Raw genomic sequence first — 17,339 nt, forward strand, 5'->3', positions numbered from 1 at the left:
ATGGCCCTGACCCCGGATTTCGAAAGTTTCGCGCGCGCTTATGATGCGGGCGAAAATCAGGTCGTCTATACCCGCCTCGCCGCTGATCTGGATACGCCGGTTTCACTGATGCTGAAACTGACAGGCGCTCAGAAAGACGCCTTCATGCTCGAGTCGGTAACCGGGGGTGAAGTGCGTGGGCGCTATTCGATCATCGGAATGAAGCCCGATCTGATTTGGCGCTGTCAGGGCGAGACATCGGCCTTGAACCGATCAGCCCGCTTCGATGCCGAGGCGTTCGAGCTACAGGATGGCAACCCGATGGACAACTTGCGCGCCTTGTTGGCTGAAAGCCGCATCGCGCTTCCCGATGACCTGCCGCAGGCCGCCGCTGGCCTGTTTGGCTATCTGGGCTACGACATGGTCCGGTTGGTGGAATACCTGCCGGATGTGAACCCTGACCCGTTGGGCCTGCCCGATGCGATCATGCTGCGCCCCTCGGTCATTGCTGTGTTGGACGGCGTCAAAGGCGAGGTTACCGTGGTGTCGCCCGCATGGGCCAGCGAGGGCCAAAGCGCCAAAGCCGCCTATGCGCAGGCCGCCGAGCGTGTGATGGATGCCGTGCGTGATCTTGAGCGTGCCATGCCGGCCGAGACGCGCGATCTGGGTGACGCAATTGAAGTTGGGGCTCCTGTCTCTAACTTCACCAAATCGGGCTATATGGAAGCCGTTGAAAAGGCAAAGGAATATATCCGTGCGGGTGATATCTTTCAGGTCGTCCCGGCCCAACGCTGGACACAGGATTTTCCACAACCGCCATTTGCCCTCTACCGCTCGCTGCGGCGTACCAACCCATCGCCATTCATGTTCTATTTCAACTTCGGCGGCTTTCAGGTCGTAGGCGCAAGCCCAGAAATCCTGGTGCGTGTCTTCGGCAATGAGGTCACGATCCGCCCAATCGCGGGTACCCGCCCGCGTGGCGCGACGCCCGAAGAAGACAAGGCCAACGAAATCGACCTGCTGGCCGACAAGAAAGAACTGGCCGAGCACCTCATGTTGCTGGACCTGGGCCGCAATGACACCGGGCGTGTTTCTAAGATTGGAACCGTGCGTCCTACCGAAGAGTTCATCATCGAGCGCTACAGCCACGTGATGCACATCGTATCAAACGTGGTCGGTGAACTGGCCGAAGACAAGGATGCACTGGACGCGTTCTTTGCCGGGATGCCTGCAGGCACGGTATCAGGCGCGCCCAAAGTGCGCGCGATGGAGATCATCGACGAGTTGGAGCCTGAAAAGCGCGGCATCTACGGTGGCGGTGTCGGGTATTTCAGCGCAGGCGGCGACATGGATATGTGCATCGCGCTGCGGACGGCCATTGTGAAAGACCACAAACTGTATATCCAAGCTGGAGGCGGCGTTGTCTATGACAGCGACCCAGAAGCGGAATACATGGAGACCGTCCATAAATCGAACGCCATTCGCGGCGCGGCTGCGGATGCGGCGCGGTTTACAGGCAGCGGAAACAGCTAGTGGGGTGGCGGATGGTCGCTTCCGTCACCCGTCCGTCAGCGATCCGGCAACGCCCTGCTGGACTTCTTTCATCATCACGGCAGAAATTGGGGCCATCGCGACGCGGCTGCCGCGATCCTCAAGCCCCCACAGCAACAGAGCCGAGATCGTCTCGGGACGCAGACGACCCAGCATCACCACGGCACCTTCCTGTCCGGCGCGGAAGGCTGCCTGATCCAGAAAACGCCGCATAATCTTGGGGTCCTGTTTGGCACCATCGAAATCGCGGAACACTACGCTGGATGGAATGCCGTTACGCGCTGCAAGCTTTTGCGCAGTGTTTAGACCATTGTCCTGCGTCACCAGCCCGCGCCCGGTATCTCCGGCAATCGCCGCAACCTGATCAGCCAGCTTTCGGTTGCCCTGAATGCCGCTTCCGACACCTTCCAGAATGCCAACGGTTTGAGGCAATTGATCCAACCACACCGACAACGACACCTCAGCGTCCTGAGCACTGGCGGCTTCGTGCATGTCAACCAAGGCCAATACTTCAAATCCAGCCTCGCGATGACGGGCCATTTTTTCAGCTGCATTCGGGTCAGACGGGCTGACGGCAAAACTTAGCGGGTATGGGAAATCCTGCAACGCCTCGGCCCCAAAAGCCCCTTCATCATCGATCAAAATGATCGACATCAATGGCTTGGATTCTGGGTTTTCGAAGGTGGCAGCATGTGCTTCGATGGGCTTGGCCACCACTTCTGGAGTAATCACGGCTTGTTCGACGGGCGGGTCATCCCTCTCGGTTAGGGGCACGACACGCTTGCCGATCAACGAACCGGAACCTGTGGCCCCCTCTCCGCCAATTTGCGGCAGGGTCAATACGCGCGGCTGACGTACAGGGCGGGTATCTTCTTCACCCTCAACCGCGATTGGATTTTCATCAGGCACGGGTTCCGCTTCCTGAGCCTCTGGAGCTGCATCCGGCACATCCGCGATCTCAGGCTGCAAGGCAGCGACCTGAGGGACCTCCTTGGGCGTTTCTTCCGCAACCTGCGGTTCCGGGGCTTCCTCGGGCGCAGGCGCTGCTGGAGCGTCCGCGAGCGCTGCCGGTTCGGCTTCCTGTTGTGGCGAGGTTGGTTCGGCAAGTGGATTTGGCGGTGCCGCGGGCGCTTCGGTTTGAACGGTCACGTCAGAAGATGAGATCGCTGCAGGTGCCTCGGCTACGGTCGGTGCTCCACCCGCCTCAGGACGGGCACCGGGCTCAAGCTCGATACCTGCCAAGCCATCCAGCGAATCTGATGATAGATCGGGGGTTTCAGGGCCGGATGGTGGCAACTCAACCAGATCAGCATCGGCATTGCTTTCTTCAACTTTCGCAGCCTCCAGGGGCTGCGGAGTATCAGCCACTTCGGGCGCTGTTGCCGTCACATCTGGTTTACGTGACAAAGGAGTTGTCAGCGAAAGAACCGCGCCCAGTGCCAATACCGAGACCGCCCCGGCGATCACTCCACCGTAAAATCCGCTCATCGAAATCTCGCCTCTCGCGTTGCTTCGTGCCTCATCTGCCCAGACGCCATCTTCCGCGACGCTCACCTGTACGGCGTCAAGTTGGGTATGTCCTCTTGACGCTGCCGCACAAGCCTGAGCATGTATGTCCCGACATTATACCGCGCTCAGGGACTGCATCGCCAGCCCGAAATGCCCATAGGAAGATAAGTGCCCAAATGCTGCTGCTGATCGACAACTATGACTCGTTTACCTACAACCTCGTTCATTATCTGGGTGAGCTCGGGGCCGAGATGGTCGTGCGCCGGAACGACGCGCTGGACGTACAGGAAGCAATGGCGATGAACCCGGCTGGTATTCTGCTCAGCCCCGGCCCATGTGACCCCGATCAGGCGGGTATCTGTCTGGCGCTGACCGAGGCGGCAGCCGAAACGCAAACACCGCTGATGGGTGTCTGTCTGGGGCATCAAACCATCGGTCAGGCATTTGGCGGCAAGGTTGTGCGCTGTCATGAGATCGTGCACGGGAAAATGGGCACGATGAAACACACCGGCAAAGGTGTATTCGCTGGCCTGCCCTCGCCCTTCGAGGCCACCCGGTATCATTCGCTTGTTGTAGAACGCGAAAGCCTGCCCGATTGCCTTGAGATCACGGCCGAGCTTGAGGATGGCACGATTATGGGTCTGCAGCACAAAGAACTGCCGATCCACGGCGTCCAGTTTCACCCGGAATCCATCGCGTCCGAGCATGGTCACGCCCTGCTTAAGAACTTCCTGAACGAAATGAAAGTCCCCGCATGAGCGACGCTCTGAAACCGCTGATCGGTGCTGCGGCCGATCGACCTTTGACCCGTGCCGAGGCTGAACAGGCCTTTGGCATCCTCTTTGATGGGGCCGCCACGCCCAGCCAGATCGGCGGGTTGCTGATGGCAATGCGCACGCGCGGCGAGACGGTCGAGGAATACGCCGCCGCCGCTGCCGTAATGCGCGCGAAATGCAATGCAGTGAAAGCACCCGCTGGCGCGATGGACATCGTTGGCACGGGGGGCGACGGCAAAGGAACACTCAATATCTCGACAGCCACGGCTTTTGTGACGGCGGGCGCCGGTGTCACCGTTGCAAAACACGGTAATCGGAACCTGAGCTCGAAATCCGGCGCAGCAGATGCTCTTGGGCAGCTTGGTATTAACGTTATGGTTGGCCCGGAAGTTGTTGAAAAAGCGCTGAAAGAAGTCGGTATCGGTTTCATGATGGCCCCGATGCACCACCCGGCGATCGCCCATGTCATGCCTTCGCGGCAAGAACTTGGGACGCGCACGATTTTCAACATTCTGGGCCCCCTGACCAACCCCGCCGGAGTGAAGCGCCAACTGACCGGTGCGTTCAGCCGCGACCTGATCCGCCCGATGGCCGAAACTCTGGGTCTGCTTGGGGCTGAACATGCCTGGCTAGTCCACGGCTCAGACGGTACGGATGAGCTTACGATCACCGGGGTCAGCTGGGTCGCATCAGTTGAGGACGGCATTGTCAAAGAGGTCGAGCTTCACCCCGAAGATGCAGGCCTGCCGGTGCATCCGTTCGAAGATATCATCGGCGGCACCCCCGAAGAGAACGCCGTCGCCTTCCGCGCCCTACTGGATGGGGCACCTTCAGCCTACCGCGACGCGGTGTTGCTAAACTCGGCAGCGGCGCTGGTCGTTGCAGATGCGGCAAGCGATCTGCGCGAGGGCGTTGCGATGGCCACAGAAAGCATTGACAGCGGCAAGGCCCGTGAAAAGATCACCGCGCTGGCGCGCATTACACAGGAAGCCGCATGACCGAGACCGTTCTGGACAAAATCAAAGCGTACAAGCTGGAAGAGATCGCTGCGGATAAGGCGCATAAGCCTCTGGAAACACTAGAATCTGAGGCACGGAACGCACCCGAGGTACGCGGTTTTGCCGAAGCCCTGCATTCGGCTATGCGCAAGGGGTACGGATTGATCGCCGAGGTCAAAAAGGCCAGCCCGTCCAAAGGTCTGATCCGCGCTGATTTCGATCCGCCCGCGCTTGCCAAAGCTTATGAAGAGGGCGGCGCGGCTTGCCTGTCGGTTCTGACGGACACGCCTAGCTTTCAGGGTGACAAGTCCTTTCTGACCGAAGCTCGCGCGGCCTGTTCGTTGCCAGCATTGCGGAAGGACTTCATGTACGACCCCTATCAGGTGGTCGAAGCGCGTGCATTGGGTGCGGATTGCATCCTGATCATCATGGCCTCGGTCAGCGATGCACAGGCCGCCGAGCTTGAGCAAACCGCGTTTGACTGGGGCATGGATGTTCTGATCGAAGTCCATAACGCCGATGAACTTGCGCGCGCATCGCAGCTGAAAAGCCCGCTGATCGGGATAAACAACCGCAATCTCAAGACGTTCGAGACGACTCTTGATACAACTCGTCATCTGTCAAAGCTGGTTCCAGCGGATCGCACGATCGTCTGCGAGAGCGGCCTGAGCACTCCGGCGGACCTCGCCGATATCGCCCGCTACGGTGCGCGTTGTTTCCTTATTGGTGAGAGCCTGATGCGTCAGGATGATGTAGCTTCGGCAACTCGAGCACTGATCGCCAACCCGCTCATTCCCGGAGTGATGTGATGCCGCTGACCCATTTTGATGCCAAAGGTGAGGCCCATATGGTGGACGTGTCCGACAAGGCTGTCACCGACCGGGTTGCGGTTGCATCTGGATACATCAAGATGGCGAAGGAAACCTTTGATATCATTTCAGAAGGACGCGCTAAGAAAGGTGATGTTCTTGGTGTTGCCAGACTTGCGGGCATAATGGGCGCCAAGAAAACGCCTGACCTGATACCTCTGTGTCATCCGCTACCCGTGACCAAAGTCGCCATTGAACTGAGCTTAGACACGGACCTTCCCGGCGTTCAGATTGAAGCGACTGTAAAGACTTCCGGCCAGACCGGCGTAGAGATGGAAGCGCTGACAGCAGTCTCGACAGCCGCACTGACGGTTTACGATATGGCGAAGGCCGTGGACAAATCGATGGAGATCGGCGGCATTCGTGTTCTACTGAAAGACGGCGGAAAATCAGGGCGTTACGAGGCATCATGATCTCGGTTGAAGAAGCGCGGGCTCTGCTGTTCGATCTGGTCTCACCGCTGCCCGCAGAAACGGTTGCCCTTGCCGAGGCTGCCGGTCGTATCCTGGCAGAAAACGTTGCAGCAACGCGTGATCAGCCGCCCTTTGCTGCGTCATCGATGGATGGGTACGCCGTCAAGGCGGCCGAAGTCGAACTGCATGCAATGTTCAAAGTGGTTGGCGAAGCAGCGGCCGGACGTCGCTTTGCTGGAAGCGTCGGACCCGGCCAAGCTGTGCGGATATTCACTGGTGCGCCTGTGCCGGATGGTGCAGATTTCGTCGTCATACAGGAAGATGTCGACCGACGCGGTGATCTGATCACCATAATCGACGCCCCCGGTGAAAAGGCCAATATCCGCCCTGCGGGGATCGATTTCAGCATCGGTACGCAGATCACGGCCCCGCGCCAGCTCAGACCCGAAGATGTCGCATTAATGGCAGCGATGAACATCGCTTCGGTCCCTGTGACCCGCAAACCCGTGGTTGCACTAATCTCAACCGGTGACGAACTGGTGATGCCCGGAGAAACACCCGGCCCCGATCAGATCATCGCCTCAAATACCTTTGGTCTTAAGGCGTTACTGGAAGATGCTGGCGCACAAGTTCGTGTACTTCCTATCGCACAAGATACCTTAGCGTCATTAGAAACAGCTTTTGGCTTGGCACAGGGCGCTGACCTCGTGGTGACAATCGGAGGGGCGTCGGTTGGCGAGTACGACCTGGTTGCGGATGTCTCGGAAGGTCTTGGGCTGAAGCAATCGTTCTACAAGATTCGCATGCGACCGGGTAAACCACTGATGGCCGGGCGGCTTGGGGATGCTGCGATGGTCGGTCTACCCGGAAACCCGGTCAGTGCCATGGTGTGCGGTTACCTGTTCCTCATCCCAATGGTGCGCCGCATGTTGGGGATTGAACAGGCCCTACAGCCATTCCAACGCGCCCGCCTTTCTGCCCCGCTCGGAAAAAATGGCCCGCGTGAGCATTATATGCGGGCGGTGTTGGACAACGGCGGCATCCGCGCCTGTGATGATCAGGACAGCTCGCTGCTAAGTGTTTTGGCGCAAGCCAATGCACTATTGGTACGCCAACCCCACGATCCCGCGCGCGAGGCCGGGGATGAGGTCCTTTACCTGCCGATCTAGCAAATCCGTTGACACAAAACGTGAACATGCGTAGAACAAAAGAAAACGCATGAGCGACGAGGTATGAGCAATGCTGACCAAGAAGCAATTGGATTTGCTGGAATTCATCCACAAACGCGTGCAAGCGGACGGTGTTCCGCCCAGTTTTGATGAGATGAAGGCCGCGTTGGATCTACGGTCAAAATCCGGGATTCATCGACTGATCACCGCGCTGGAAGAACGTGGCTTTATCCGCCGCCTTGCCCATCGAGCCCGTGCCATCGAAATTGTCAAGCTGCCCGAAAGCCTTGGGGGAGAGCCAACAGCAGGTTTCAAACCCCGTGTGATTGAAGGCGATCGCCCTGAAGGTCCACGCCCCGCGAACTTTGAACCCGTCACAGTTGATGCGATGGAATTGCCTGTTATGGGCCGGATTGCTGCCGGTGTACCGATCGAAGCGATCAGCCATGTGTCGCACCGTGTCGCTGTACCGGGCTCGATGGTGTCAGGTCGCGGCGAGCATTATGCGCTTGAGGTTCGTGGCGACTCGATGATTGACGCCGGTATCAACGATGGCGATGTCGTGGTGATCCGCGAAACCACGGCCGCTGACAATGGTGACATCGTGGTGGCATTGGTGGAAGATCAGGAAGCCACGCTGAAACGGTTTTTCCGCCGAGGTCAGGCCATTGCGCTGGAAGCGGCGAATCCGGCCTATGAGACTCGCGTGCTGCCAGAAGACAAGGTGAAAGTTCAGGGCCGCCTTGTAGGCTTGATCCGAAGCTACTGAGGCAGCTTGGGGGACCAGAGGCGGCGGCCTGAGATATCAGAACTCGCTAACAAACGCCCCTTGGACAACGCAAGACTGCCTGTCTTCCGCAGAAATTCCGTATCGTAAACGCTGCATTCACCGGTCAAAGTCAACGACACCGGGGCGACAATGATCTGATCTTTCCTGCATTCCTGAAAGGCGCTCGCAGCCCGCTTGCCAGTCAAGTGGACAAGCTCTTTGTCTCCCAGAAGAAAACGTTGAATTCCCGCTGATGCCTCTGGCCATCGCAAAGCGGCCTTTGGTTGATCTGCCCCGTCCCCGTCATTTTCCAGCCACACCGACGCGACAAATCCGCTACCTTTCGGTTTGCTCAGCGCGCGCCCGTGTTCAGTCATCACTCCGACCAGCCCGCCGGTATCGGCGATCAGCACGTCTGGGCGGCTTCCCTGACCCCACAGCGCTATCGCCAATGCTGCGGGGGCGATGCCGAGCCACCGTGCGCGCCCTTGCCACAGCATTAGCCACAGAAGAGACAGAGCCAGAGCAGGCAATACGAAATAGTCTGGGCTTACTACGTACCCCCGCGCACCCTCTAGTCCCGCGACCCAATTGGCAACGGTAAGGATCCATCTCAGCCCAAGACCCATTACGTGCAATGCAATCGCTTCAAGCCCAAAAGGTGCAAGAAGGGCGGCGACCACCGCACTTGGAACGACCAGCGTTCCCATGACGGGCACGGAGACGAGATTTGCCAACAACCCATAGTGCGAAATAGCGTTGAAATGCGCCGCCCCGATCGGAGCTGTTGCGATCCCCGCGATCGCCGAGGATGTCAACAAGGCCAGCACAGGCCGCAGCCACTTTGGGCCTGGCATTGGGCCATAGTCCCGCAATGCGCCGAACCCTGCGACCAAGGCGGTTGTAGCAGCAAAAGACATCTGAAATCCGGGGCTCAATAGAGTTTCCGGGCGCAAGGTAAGAACAATCAGCGCAGCCATGGCCACCGCCCGCAATGAAATCGCGCGCCGGTCCAACAATACGGCCCCCAGCATAACGCAGACCATCACAAAGGCGCGCTCAGTCGCGACGTTCCCACCAGACAGAAGCAGGTAGATTGTCGACGCGAATAACGCACAGAGCGCGGCCACCTTGCGTACGGGCATGCGAAGCGCAATGACAGGTACCATTGAGAACCCCATGCGGCACGCCACAAAAACGAAACCGGTCAACAAACCCATGTGAAGGCCCGAAATCGCCAGAAGATGAGCCAGGTTGGACGCGCGCAACGCCTCTAACGAGGCCTGCCCCATCCCGCTGCGATCACCGGTAGTTACGGCGGCGGCAAAGCCCCCGACTTCGCCCGGCAGGATCGTGCGCACCCGATCCGAGATCTCCATGCGCAAGGCCGTGATACGCACTCCGTCCAAACCATCTTGCGCCGCAGCCGACGTCAGGACCGGAACCCGAGTGTATCCAACAGCGCCGAGTTGCTGGAACCAGGCGTGGCGGCGAAAATCAAAACCTCCGGGTTCAACTGGCCCTTGCGGCGGCGAAAGATGTGCTGTGGTCATAATCCGCTGACCCGGGGACAGCGCAACTGACTCCCCGTGAATAGACAGCCGGATGCGCCGGGGTCTTTGATCAGCAGGAACGTCCCCGATCCGCACCTGATCCAATGTCACCCTCAGCGCATCCGACGCAGAGCGGTCCAGCGCTACGACCCTCCCCTCGACCGGGCCATAGTAACGCCATTGCAGGACCGGCTCCGCAACCATATGTGCCCGCGCCCCGGCCAGAGCGAACCCCATCGCGATCAGGGCTAAGCCAGTGGCCAGCGGTGACCACGCGGCCCCCATCAAACGGGTGGAGGCAAGCGCCAGCAAGGCAAGCGCCAGAACGCCGACATAGAGCTCAACCTCGGGTTCGAACCTGAGGCTGAAATACCAGCCAATCCCGACCGCCAGGCAGATCGGGGACCACGGAAACAAGTGTCCCCGCTGGGTCAGCAATGCGGTCTCGACCCGTGTCAGAACACGCATGGTTGCCCCCGTCCTTCGGGCTGGGTAGATAGTCGCCAAACTATGCCCGCTAAGGTTACCAAAAGGTTAATCCACACCATGTCCGATCAGGTCGTCACCCGTTTTGCCCCCTCTCCCACCGGATTTCTGCATATCGGTGGCGCCCGCACTGCTCTGTTCAACTGGCTTTATGCGCGGGGTCGCGGCGGCAAGTTCCTGTTGCGGATCGAGGATACCGATCGGGAACGTTCCACGCCGGAAGCAACAGCGGCCATACTGCAAGGCATGGACTGGCTAGGGCTTGATCATGACGGTGAGGTCGTCAGCCAATTCAAGGGTGCCCCTCGACACGCAGAGGTCGCGCATCAATTGCTGTCCGACGGCAAGGCATACAAGTGCTTTTCGACGCAGGAAGAAATCGCTGCATTCCGTGAACAGGCGCGGGCCGAGGGGCAGTCGACCCTGTTTCGCAGCGCATGGCGCGAGGCCGACCCGGCCACCCATCCGGACGCACCTTACGTGATCCGCATCAAGGCTCCGCAAGACGGTGCCACTGTGATCCGCGATCAGGTGCAGGGCGATGTCACCATTCGCAACGATCAGTTGGATGACATGATCCTGCTGCGTTCGGATGGGACTCCGGTCTATATGCTGGCCGTTGTGGTTGACGATCATGATATGGGCGTGACTCATGTGATCCGGGGCGACGATCACCTCAACAACGCCGCCCGTCAGATGATGATCTACGAGGCGATGGGTTGGGATGTACCAGTCTGGGCGCATATCCCTTTGATCCATGGACCCGATGGGAAAAAGCTCAGCAAACGTCACGGTGCGTTGGGGGCGCAAGAATATCAGGCCATGGGATATCCGGCATCCGGAATGCGCAACTATCTGGCTCGGCTGGGCTGGAGCCATGGGGATGATGAGTTCTTTACCGATGCCCAAGCTAAAGAGTGGTTCGATCTGGATGGCATCGGCAAAAGCCCGGCGCGATTTGATGTGAAGAAGCTTGAAAACCTTTGTGGACAACATATTGCCGTCGGGGAAGATGCCGCGCTGCAGCATGAAATTCAGGGATATCTGAAGTCAGCTGGTTTGCCGCCGCTTTCCGAAACACAATCAAGTGATTTGGTCCGTGCGATGTATTGCCTCAAGGACCGCGCACGCACGTTCCCGGAACTCATTGAAAAAGCTCATTTTGTGCTTACGTCGCGACCTATCCAGCCAGATGAAAAGGCCACAAAGGCGCTGGCATCTGTATCCGACGGTATACTGAAAGAATTGACGCCGCAGCTGCAAAATGCTAGCTGGTCCCGGAACGAACTGGAGGAGACCCTGAATTCGTTCGCAGAGGCGAATGGGGTTAAGTTCGGCAAATTGGCTGGTCCGCTGCGGGCGGCACTAGCGGGCCGGGCAGTTACACCTTCGGTATTTGACATGATGCTTGTGCTTGGGCGCGATGAAACCCTGGCGCGGCTTTCTGATGCAGCGAACCCGGCCTGATTTCACATAAGGGTAACGCTGCTCCGCTAAGAACGGACTGCGCGACGGATCGCAGTCGTTGCCTGCTTTGTCGGACAGCGATCCGGCATGCGCACGAATGAAGAAGGGACAAACATGACCGAGAGCAAAAAATCAGCCAAACTGACTGTCCACGGCGAAAGCTATGATCTGCCGGTGTTTTCTCCGACCGCTGGGCCCGATGTGATCGATATTCGCAAGCTCTATGGTCAGGCTGGCGTCTTTACTTATGATCCGGGTTTCACGTCCACCGCAAGCTGTGACAGCACCATTACATTCATCGACGGTGACAAGGGTGAGTTGCTGCATCGCGGTTATCCGATCGAACAGATCGCCTCGAAGTCGCATTTCCTCGAACTCAGCTATCTGCTGCTGTATGGCGAGCTGCCTTCGGCGAAGGATCTGGAGAACTTCGAGACCACAATCACCCGGCACACGATGCTGCACGAGCAGATGCAGTATTTCTATCGCGGCTTCCGCCGGGATGCGCATCCGATGGCCATCATGGTGGGTGTGGTTGGTGCCATGTCCGCGTTCTATCACGATTCGACCGACATCGCGGACCCGCGTCAGCGTGAAGTAGCTTCGCACCGTTTGATCGCAAAAATGCCGACCATCGCGGCCTGGGCCTACAAATACCATATCGGTCAGCCCTTCGTGTATCCGCGCAACGACCTGGACTATGCGTCAAACTTCTTGCGCATGTGTTTTGCCGTTCCTGCCGAAGATTACGAGGTGAACCCGATTCTGGCACGCGCCATGGATCGTATCTTCATGCTGCAGGCGGATCACGAACAGAACGCCTCGACTTCGACGGTGCGTCTGGCATCTTCTTCGGGTGCAAACCCGTTCGCCTGTATCGCGGCCGGTATCGCCTGTCTCTGGGGTCCGGCCCATGGTGGTGCGAACCAGGCTTGCCTTGAAATGCTGGAAGAGATCGGCAGCGTGGACCGCATCCCCGAGTTTATCGAGCGCGCCAAAGACAAAGATGACCCGTTCCGTCTGATGGGCTTTGGCCACCGCGTCTACAAGAACTTCGATCCACGCGCGAAAGTGATGAAGCAATCGGCAGACGAAGTACTTGACCTGCTGGGCGTGGAAAACAATCCCAAACTACAGGTCGCGAAGGCGCTGGAAAAACAGGCTCTGGAAGATCCGTATTTCATCGAAAAGAAACTGTTCCCGAATGTCGACTTCTATTCGGGCATCGTGATGGAAGCGATGGGCTTCCCGACCTCGATGTTCACGCCAATCTTCGCGTTGTCACGTACCGTTGGCTGGGTTAGCCAGTGGAAAGAAATGATTGCCGATCCACAGAATAAGATCGGACGCCCACGTCAGCTTTATCTGGGCGCGACCAACCGCGATTACGTGGACATCGAAAACCGCTGATCCACACACAATATCGATGTTAAGACCCCGGTTATCCGGGGTCTTTTTTTCCGTAGCGTTACCAAAATGAGACCGTTCGAAACCAAACGTAAATGACAGTTTCGATGCATCTTTCCGCACTGCGTTGGTCCGCCTAATGTTGCCGCGTCCGGCGAATAGTGTTTGGTTCTCATGCGTTTAATCCTCTTGTTCATTATGTTGCTACTTGCGCAATCGGCATCCGCTCAAAGCGTGCTGGAACGTGCTTTTGAGAAGCAGCAGCAGGAAAACGCCGCCGGGTCGCTGGCAATCTTAGGGCTGGCAGGCATCCCGGACGATTCTGCCAGCGCAATCTCGCTGCAATCAAATACAGACAATCGCGATTACGATTTCAAATCCGCCCAGCTGGGCGGCGGGTTTCGCCTTGCTGAGGGCGTGCCGATCTATCTTGAGGGGTATATAGGCTACGCGCGCTATGACCCCGTTCTGACCTTCAGCGGCACCGGAGATACCACGCGTATACCGCTGAAATGGACCAGCCTCGCCCTTACCGGCGGTGTCGGCTATCAGTTCGACATCGGCGAGTATTGGAAAATGACCCCGATGGCCCATATCTCGGTCGGACGTACGCAATCCGACGCATCTGTCGGTGCGCAAGCCATCGCCAACCGCCTGGGGCTTGATCGAGACTTTCTCGAAAGCGGCGGCATCTGGGCTGGTGGCGCAGGCGGATCGATGACGGTCTCGTACGAAAAAGCTCTGTCCAACGACCGGGAATTCGAGGCAAGCCTGCGCTATACCCATATCGAATACTGGCCTATCGGAGATAACGAGGACTTGTTGGTTGAATCAACTGCCGCAAATGCAGTTCTGTGGTCACGCTACCGCTTTCCAACTGGAAAACGCATGTTCGGTCGCCCGGTCCGCTGGGTGGGCGATCTGTCCCTGTCCTATCTGATCGGGGATCAGTCACTTGTATTGGGCACCGACTGGCTGGCCCGCGTAGGTGGCGGGATCGAGGTTGATCTGTCCGACACATGGGTGCCTTGGGTATCAACGACCCGGTTTATGGTCCGTTATTACGGCAGCGATACGGTTAACGGATTCTCCGCCGGGATTGGCATCAGTTTCTGAACAAAGGTTTCAGAACAAAGCCAGCTGATCACCGGGCTGAGGTGGCGGCGCAAAAGCCGCACAGTTTAGTGGCGGCATATCAGTCGACAGCCCGAGACGTTTGACTGCGGCCTTGAACCGTTGCGCAATCATCTCGGCATAGGTCCCTTCGCCCCGCATGCGGTGGCCCCATCGGGGATCATACTCCCTACCCCCATGCATTTCGCGCAGCCGTGCCATCACCTTCTCAGCCCTGCCCGGCTGATGTTCGATCAGCCACTCGCGCCAGAGCGCGGATACTTCACGGGGAAGCCGCAGCATGATCCAGCTTGCAGCATCGGCGCCAGCCTGCTTTCCGGCCTCCAGCAGATTTTCCAGCTCATGATCGGTTAATCCGGGCACGATTGGAGACGTCATAACGCGCACAGGCACGCCAGCCTCGGTCAGGTTGCGGATCATTCCGAGCCTGCGCTGTGGTGAAGGCGCCCGGGGTTCCATCCGCCGGGAAAGATCCCGGTCCAATGTGGTCAGCGAAATGCCAACCCTGACAAGACCATTGCTGGCCATCGGTGCCAGAATATCAAGATCACGCTCGATCAGAGTCCCCTTGGTCACAATACCGACCGGATGTTGAAAATCTCTCAGAACCTTTAGACAGCTTCTTGTTATCTTGCGGTTTTTTTCGATGGGTTGATAGGGATCGGTGTTGGTGCCCAATGCAATCGTGGCCACCTTGTAAGAACGTGCCGAGAGTTCGCGACGCAATAGCTCAGCCGCATTGGGTCGTGCAACAAGGCGGGTTTCGAAATCCAAACCCGGAGACAGCCCCAGATACGCATGCGTTGGCCGAGCAAAGCAATACACGCATCCATGCTCACAGCCCCGATATGGGTTTATGGATCGGTCAAAAGGTAGGTCCGGCGACTTGTTATAGGTAATCAGATTGCGCGCCATTTCTTCCCGAACTTCGGTCCGCAAAGGGGGCAGTTCGTCTGGCAAATCCCAGCCATCTTCGGTCAACTCGGTTGTAAACCTCTCGAATCGACCTGCTTCGTTTGAGGTTGCTCCGCGCCCAGGGCTTTTGATAGCAGTAGTCATTTGTTCGCCTTTTGTTCCAAGCACTAGATGTAAATAAAACCAGTTTCACTGGCAAGATTCATGTTTCGTTTCCCAAAAAATCATCAGATGCTCGAAACAGGCGACGCATTAGACTGCAGGTGAATTTACCGTGGCTAATGAAACCAATGCAGGATGATCTTGCAAAATTCGATGTCGCTGAGTGCGAATATTCGGCCTATAGGTCGGTCTCAGAACGACCTAGGTCGCAATCGTCACAGTAGACCTGCGACGAAATGGCCAAAACGGTGAAAATGCCACCACGGGCCGCAGGCCCGCACAGCTCAGGGAAATACCCATGTCTGATGAAGAAGACATCGTCCTGTCCGAACTGAATGACGACGAACTCGTCGAACAGATGTTCGATGACCTTTATGACGGCCTGAAGGAAGAGATCGAAGAAGGTGTGAACATCCTGCTCGAGCGCGGATGGCAACCCTATGACATCCTGACCAAAGCGCTGGTTGGCGGCATGACAATTGTCGGCCATGACTTCCGCGACGGCATCCTGTTCGTGCCTGAGGTTCTGCTGGCGGCCAACGCCATGAAAGGCGGTATGGCGATCCTGAAGCCTCTGCTGGCTGAAACTGGTGCTCCGCGCGTTGGCAAGATGGTGATCGGCACCGTAAAGGGCGACATCCATGACATCGGCAAGAACCTTGTTGCGATGATGATGGAAGGCGCCGGGTTCGAAGTTGTTGATATCGGCATCAACAACCCGGTCGAGAACTACCTCGAAGCGCTGGAAAACGAACAGCCCGACATTCTGGGCATGTCCGCTCTGCTGACGACGACGATGCCTTATATGAAGGTCGTAATCGACACGTTGGTCGAACAAGGCCTGCGTGATGAGTACACCGTTCTGGTTGGCGGCGCTCCGCTGAACGAAGAGTTCGGCAAGGCGATCGGCGCTGACGGTTATTGCCGCGACGCAGCCGTGGCGGTGGAAATGGCCAAGGACTTCATGTCGCGCAAGCACAACCAACTGGCTGGCTAAGGCGCGAGATCATATCGTGAGACAGGCCGTCCTTTTTGGGGCGGCCTTTTTTGTCCGAACCTCGGGCACATATATAGCTAAAGACCAGCCAGAGAGATCAGATGACCGACTCAAACATGCCAGATGATGACAGCCTGACCCGTCAGGGCTATGTCGCACCGCACAGCACCGAGTCAATTCTTCTGATCGCATGCGGCGCACTGGCGCGCGAGATTTTGGACCTGAAAGAACGGAACGGCTGGGATCACATGGCGCTGACTTGCCTGCCCGCCATTTTGCATGTGCACCCGGAAAAGATCACACAGGCGGTCGAGGATGCGGTTGCCAAGCATCGGGGCTCATACGACCGGATCTACGTTGTCTATGCCGATTGCGGAACCGGTGGCTTGTTACAGGCAGCATGCGAGCGGCTGGGGGTCGAGATGATCCAAGGGCCCCATTGCTATTCTTTCTTCGAGGGCAATTTGGCCTTTGCCGCGCATGGCGACGATGAAACCACCGCTTTTTATCTGACAGATTTCCTTGCGCGGCAGTTTGATGCGTTTGTCTGGAAACCGCTGGGTCTGGACCGTCATCCTGAATTGCGAGAGATGTATTTCGGCAATTACACCAAGCTCGTCTATCAAGCACAAACTGATGATCCCAACCTCACTCGCCGCGCGCAGGAGTGTGCCGAACGGATGGGGCTGGAATTCGAACGTCGGCAAACCGGCTATGGCGATTTGGAAACCACGCTTGCTGACTGGGCAGCGCGCAAATCCACCTAAAAGTCAGGCGCTGGCCAATGCCACTTCGCGAATACGTTCTATCATAGCGCGTAACCCGTTCGAACGTTGGGCAGACAAATGATCCTGCAACCCCAGTCGCGCGAGTTCTCCACCGGCATCAACACTGGGCACCTCGGCCACCGGCAAGCCGTTATACAGGCTACGCAGAACCGCAATCAGGCCCCGAACAATCAGGGCATCGCTGTCACCGTCAAATCGGAATTGACCGCCCTCAATGGTTGGATGCAGCCAGACCTGACTGGCGCAACCATTCACCTTGGTCGCAGGGACTTTGAATGCATCATCCAGAGGCTCCATCGCTTTGCCCTGCTCGATCACATGGCGATAGCGGTCTTCCCAGTCCTCCAGGAACTCGAAATCCTCGACTATCTCTTCGAAGGCTGGCGTTGCCATATCG

At 57.8% G+C, this 17,339-nt stretch carries 16 protein-coding genes; 12 read left to right on the top strand and 4 right to left on the bottom strand.

The window, feature by feature from the left end; genetic code table 11:
* Positions 1–1,512: an anthranilate synthase component I gene (trpE, locus tag ACR0EN_RS03000; protein ID WP_480585132.1), complete on the top strand. Its 1,512-nt coding sequence runs from the start codon at positions 1–3 to the stop codon at positions 1,510–1,512.
* A 24-nt stretch (positions 1,513–1,536) separates the two neighbouring features.
* On the opposite strand, the gene ACR0EN_RS03005 is transcribed toward trpE, so the two are convergent.
* Entirely contained in the window at positions 1,537–3,018 is a 1,482-nt protein-coding gene (locus tag ACR0EN_RS03005) for a divergent polysaccharide deacetylase family protein (protein WP_480585134.1), read from the bottom strand.
* Positions 3,019–3,215: 197 nt separating this feature from the next.
* Here ACR0EN_RS03005 and ACR0EN_RS03010 point away from each other — a divergent pair, with 197 nt between their 5' ends.
* The 6 genes from ACR0EN_RS03010 (at position 3,216) to lexA (ending at position 8,033) form a co-directional block, all read left to right on the top strand.
* Positions 3,216–3,797 (top strand): anthranilate synthase component II, encoded by a 582-nt coding sequence (locus tag ACR0EN_RS03010; RefSeq protein WP_170392975.1) that lies wholly within the window; start codon positions 3,216–3,218, stop codon positions 3,795–3,797.
* On the top strand, positions 3,794–4,813 hold the full coding sequence (trpD, locus tag ACR0EN_RS03015; RefSeq protein WP_480585137.1) for an anthranilate phosphoribosyltransferase: 1,020 nt from the start codon (positions 3,794–3,796) through the stop codon (positions 4,811–4,813). The genes ACR0EN_RS03010 and trpD overlap by 4 nt, the downstream gene beginning before the upstream one ends.
* Positions 4,810–5,622, top strand: a complete 813-nt coding sequence (trpC, locus tag ACR0EN_RS03020; protein ID WP_480585140.1) for an indole-3-glycerol phosphate synthase TrpC — start codon at positions 4,810–4,812, stop codon at positions 5,620–5,622. Before trpD ends, trpC begins: the two co-directional genes overlap by 4 nt.
* Positions 5,622–6,095, top strand: coding sequence for a cyclic pyranopterin monophosphate synthase MoaC (gene moaC / locus ACR0EN_RS03025; RefSeq protein WP_480585142.1), 474 nt, complete (start codon positions 5,622–5,624; stop codon positions 6,093–6,095). The genes trpC and moaC overlap by 1 nt, the downstream gene beginning before the upstream one ends.
* Complete coding sequence (locus tag ACR0EN_RS03030) at positions 6,092–7,264, top strand: molybdopterin molybdotransferase MoeA (protein ID WP_170610846.1); 1,173 nt, start codon at positions 6,092–6,094, stop codon at positions 7,262–7,264. Before moaC ends, ACR0EN_RS03030 begins: the two co-directional genes overlap by 4 nt.
* A gap of 70 nt (positions 7,265–7,334) precedes the next feature.
* The gene (gene lexA / locus ACR0EN_RS03035; protein ID WP_170392970.1) at positions 7,335–8,033 is read left to right on the top strand and encodes a transcriptional repressor LexA; all 699 of its coding nucleotides are present in this window, start codon (positions 7,335–7,337) and stop codon (positions 8,031–8,033) included.
* Here the strand turns inward: lexA and ACR0EN_RS03040 are convergent.
* A complete protein-coding gene (locus tag ACR0EN_RS03040; protein ID WP_480585146.1) occupies positions 8,027–10,054 on the bottom strand; it encodes a ComEC/Rec2 family competence protein in 2,028 nt (675 codons plus the stop codon). The genes lexA and ACR0EN_RS03040 overlap by 7 nt on opposite strands.
* A 78-nt stretch (positions 10,055–10,132) precedes the next feature.
* On the opposite strand from ACR0EN_RS03040, the gene gltX reads away from it, so the two are divergent.
* The 3 genes from gltX (at position 10,133) to ACR0EN_RS03055 (ending at position 14,062) form a co-directional block, all read left to right on the top strand.
* Positions 10,133–11,539, top strand: coding sequence for a glutamate--tRNA ligase (gltX, locus tag ACR0EN_RS03045; RefSeq protein WP_170817809.1), 1,407 nt, complete (start codon positions 10,133–10,135; stop codon positions 11,537–11,539).
* 114 nt (positions 11,540–11,653) lie between these two features.
* Complete coding sequence (gene gltA / locus ACR0EN_RS03050; RefSeq protein WP_170392967.1) at positions 11,654–12,949, top strand: citrate synthase; 1,296 nt, start codon at positions 11,654–11,656, stop codon at positions 12,947–12,949.
* 171 nt (positions 12,950–13,120) lie between these two features.
* Complete coding sequence (locus ACR0EN_RS03055; RefSeq protein ID WP_170510120.1) at positions 13,121–14,062, top strand: autotransporter domain-containing protein; 942 nt, start codon at positions 13,121–13,123, stop codon at positions 14,060–14,062.
* A 9-nt stretch (positions 14,063–14,071) separates the two neighbouring features.
* On the opposite strand, the gene ACR0EN_RS03060 is transcribed toward ACR0EN_RS03055, so the two are convergent.
* Positions 14,072–15,139: a PA0069 family radical SAM protein gene (locus ACR0EN_RS03060; RefSeq protein ID WP_170817810.1), complete on the bottom strand. Its 1,068-nt coding sequence runs from the start codon at positions 15,137–15,139 to the stop codon at positions 14,072–14,074.
* Positions 15,140–15,455: 316 nt separating this feature from the next.
* Between ACR0EN_RS03060 and ACR0EN_RS03065 the strand changes: the two genes are divergently transcribed.
* Together ACR0EN_RS03065 and ACR0EN_RS03070 are read left to right on the top strand one after the other, a co-directional pair.
* Positions 15,456–16,154, top strand: coding sequence for a corrinoid protein (locus ACR0EN_RS03065; protein ID WP_170392964.1), 699 nt, complete (start codon positions 15,456–15,458; stop codon positions 16,152–16,154).
* Between the two features lie 101 nt (positions 16,155–16,255).
* Positions 16,256–16,921 carry a DUF1638 domain-containing protein gene (locus ACR0EN_RS03070; protein ID WP_170509686.1) on the top strand — a complete coding sequence of 222 codons (666 nt, stop codon included), beginning with the start codon at positions 16,256–16,258 and terminating at the stop codon, positions 16,919–16,921.
* A 3-nt stretch (positions 16,922–16,924) separates the two neighbouring features.
* Here the strand turns inward: ACR0EN_RS03070 and ACR0EN_RS03075 are convergent, their stop codons facing one another.
* On the bottom strand, positions 16,925–17,335 hold the full coding sequence (locus tag ACR0EN_RS03075) for a SufE family protein (protein WP_170392962.1): 411 nt from the start codon (positions 17,333–17,335) through the stop codon (positions 16,925–16,927).
* Between the last annotated feature and the right edge of the window lie 4 nt (positions 17,336–17,339).

This window comes from Ruegeria sp. AB7 (assembly GCF_056542625.1).

What these genes read in the sequence shown, in the direction of transcription:
- gltA (WP_170392967.1), top strand. Translation starts at nt 11,654, where the DNA reads ATGACCGAGAGCAAAAAATCAGCCAAACTGACTGTCCACGGCGAAAGC.
- ACR0EN_RS03010 (WP_170392975.1), top strand. Translation starts at nt 3,216, where the DNA reads ATGCTGCTGCTGATCGACAACTATGACTCGTTTACCTACAACCTCGTT.
- ACR0EN_RS03005 (WP_480585134.1), bottom strand. Translation starts at nt 3,018, where the DNA reads ATGAGCGGATTTTACGGTGGAGTGATCGCCGGGGCGGTCTCGGTATTG.
- ACR0EN_RS03060 (WP_170817810.1), bottom strand. Translation starts at nt 15,139, where the DNA reads ATGACTACTGCTATCAAAAGCCCTGGGCGCGGAGCAACCTCAAACGAA.
- trpD (WP_480585137.1), top strand. Translation starts at nt 3,794, where the DNA reads ATGAGCGACGCTCTGAAACCGCTGATCGGTGCTGCGGCCGATCGACCT.
- trpC (WP_480585140.1), top strand. Translation starts at nt 4,810, where the DNA reads ATGACCGAGACCGTTCTGGACAAAATCAAAGCGTACAAGCTGGAAGAG.
- moaC (WP_480585142.1), top strand. Translation starts at nt 5,622, where the DNA reads ATGCCGCTGACCCATTTTGATGCCAAAGGTGAGGCCCATATGGTGGAC.
- ACR0EN_RS03040 (WP_480585146.1), bottom strand. Translation starts at nt 10,054, where the DNA reads ATGCGTGTTCTGACACGGGTCGAGACCGCATTGCTGACCCAGCGGGGA.
- ACR0EN_RS03055 (WP_170510120.1), top strand. Translation starts at nt 13,121, where the DNA reads ATGCGTTTAATCCTCTTGTTCATTATGTTGCTACTTGCGCAATCGGCA.
- lexA (WP_170392970.1), top strand. Translation starts at nt 7,335, where the DNA reads ATGCTGACCAAGAAGCAATTGGATTTGCTGGAATTCATCCACAAACGC.
- ACR0EN_RS03070 (WP_170509686.1), top strand. Translation starts at nt 16,256, where the DNA reads ATGACCGACTCAAACATGCCAGATGATGACAGCCTGACCCGTCAGGGC.
- ACR0EN_RS03075 (WP_170392962.1), bottom strand. Translation starts at nt 17,335, where the DNA reads ATGGCAACGCCAGCCTTCGAAGAGATAGTCGAGGATTTCGAGTTCCTG.
- gltX (WP_170817809.1), top strand. Translation starts at nt 10,133, where the DNA reads ATGTCCGATCAGGTCGTCACCCGTTTTGCCCCCTCTCCCACCGGATTT.
- trpE (WP_480585132.1), top strand. Translation starts at nt 1, where the DNA reads ATGGCCCTGACCCCGGATTTCGAAAGTTTCGCGCGCGCTTATGATGCG.
- ACR0EN_RS03030 (WP_170610846.1), top strand. Translation starts at nt 6,092, where the DNA reads ATGATCTCGGTTGAAGAAGCGCGGGCTCTGCTGTTCGATCTGGTCTCA.
- ACR0EN_RS03065 (WP_170392964.1), top strand. Translation starts at nt 15,456, where the DNA reads ATGTCTGATGAAGAAGACATCGTCCTGTCCGAACTGAATGACGACGAA.